Genomic DNA, 2,001 nt, shown 5'->3' with positions numbered 1-2,001 from the left:
CGAGTCTTCAATGTGGGACTGACGATGATGATCAGCATGGGCATCAACCAGGAGGAGCGAATCCTTCATATCGCACCGCTGTTCCATTCAGCCCAGCTTAACCTGTTCCTGATTTCAGGGGTAGTGCTCGGAGCTACGCATATTATCCATCGGGATTTCCATCCGGTGAAGACGCTTGAGGCCATTCAAGAGCATAAGATCACGCACTTCTTTGGAGTCCCGGCAATGTATAACTTTATGCTGCAGGTGCCGAATGCTGCCGATTATGACCTTTCTTCGATAAAAAGATGCGGATATGGCGCTGCACCGATGGCACCTGAGTTAGTCCGAAAAAGCATCGAGCTGTTCCGTACAGACCAGTTTTATAACCTTTGCGGCTTAACCGAAGCTGGGCCAGGCGGAATCCTGCTAACTCCAGAAGGACATAAAAATCATTTTGGAAAAGGCGGCAAGGCAGCATTCCTAACTGAAGCCAGAGTCGTCAATGAAGAAGGCAAGGATATCAAGCCTGGTGCAGTCGGTGAATTCATCATCAAGGGTGAATCAATCATGAAGGAATACTACAAGAAGCCGGAGGAGACAGCAAAAACGATCAAAGAGGGCTGGCTTTATACGGGAGATCTGGCAACGATTGATGAAGAAGGCTTCATAACGCTTGTCGACCGAAAAAAAGACATGATTATATCCGGTGGTGAAAATGTGTACTCCATCGAGGTTGAGGAAATTCTCTATGAACACCCTGCTGTTTTGGAGGCAGCAATCATTGGGCTCCCGGATGAAGTTTGGGGAGAAGCAGTCTGCGCTGTCATCGTGCCGAAACAGGGTGCGTTAGTAGATGAACAAGAATTAAAAACTTTTTGCCGTCAAAACCTTGCAGGCTACAAGGTTCCTAGAAGGATATTTATTGAGGAAGCACTGCCAAGGAATGCTTCTGGAAAAATACTGAAATACCAGCTGCGCCATAAATTGAATGAAGTAAAGCAGTAGCAAATTAACTAAAGGGGAGAGATATAGAATGAAGCACCCTTATTTAACGGATGACCACGAAATTTTTCGCAGGTCATTAAGGAAGTTTTTAGAGAAGGAAGCTTACCCATATTACGATCAGTGGGAGGAGGACAGGATGATTCCGCGCTCCTTCTGGACGAAAATGGGGGAACAGGGATATCTTTGCCCGGATATTGACGAGCAGTATGGCGGGAGTGAGGTTGACTGGGGATTCGCGGTCGTCATCAATGAAGAGCTGGAGCGGGTGGGTTCCGGGCTTGTGGGCGTGGGCCTTCATAATGATATCGTGGTTCCTTATATTACCGCTTTCGGCACGGAAGAACAAAAGAAACGATGGCTTCCTAAATGCACGACAGGTGAAATCATTACAGCAATCGCGATGACGGAGCCTGGTACAGGTTCGGATCTGGCAAACATCCAGACAACGGCCATCCTTGATGGCGACCACTACATTTTAAACGGCCAAAAAACATTTATAACAAATGGAATCCAGTCAGATCTGATTGTAGTCGCCTGTAAAACAGATCCGAAAGCAAACCCTAAGCATAAGGGTGTGAGCCTGCTTGTGGTCGAACGAGGTGCAAATGGTTTTTCACGGGGTAGGAAGCTGAATAAAGTGGGGCTTCATTGCCAGGACACAGCGGAACTTATTTTTGAAGACTGCAGGGTGCCAAAGGAAAACCTGCTTGGTGAAGAGGGCAAAGGCTTCATTTACTTGATGGAAAAACTGCAGCAGGAGCGCCTGCTTGTGGCAATTGCCGCACAGACAGCTTCAGAGGTGATGCTGAAGCTGACGATTGATTACGTGAAAAGCCGCGAAGCCTTCGGCAAGAAGGTAAGCAAATTCCAAAACACCCAATTTAAAATCGTCGAAATGGCGACCGAAATCGAAATGAGCCGAGCCTTCCTTGACCAGTTGATCGCCGAGCATATCGAGGGAAAGGATATCGTAACCAAAGTGTCGATGGCAAAATGGAAGCTGACCGACAGCGC

At 47.5% G+C, this 2,001-nt stretch carries 2 protein-coding genes; both read left to right on the top strand.

What is annotated here, in order from left to right:
* A partial coding sequence (locus WB217_RS01590) for a class I adenylate-forming enzyme family protein (RefSeq protein ID WP_423990028.1) occupies window positions 1–987 on the top strand: 987 nt, incomplete at its 5' end.
* Between the two features lie 28 nt (window positions 988–1,015).
* A partial coding sequence (locus tag WB217_RS01585; RefSeq protein WP_423990026.1) for an acyl-CoA dehydrogenase family protein occupies window positions 1,016–2,001 on the top strand: 986 nt, incomplete at its 3' end.

The sequence above is a fragment of the Mesobacillus sp. genome, assembly GCF_049588175.1.
Classification (GTDB): domain Bacteria; phylum Bacillota; class Bacilli; order Bacillales; family Cytobacillaceae; genus Mesobacillus.
The sequence above is the reverse complement of the archived record's forward strand: the minus strand, read 5'-3'. Positions and strand labels throughout refer to the sequence as shown.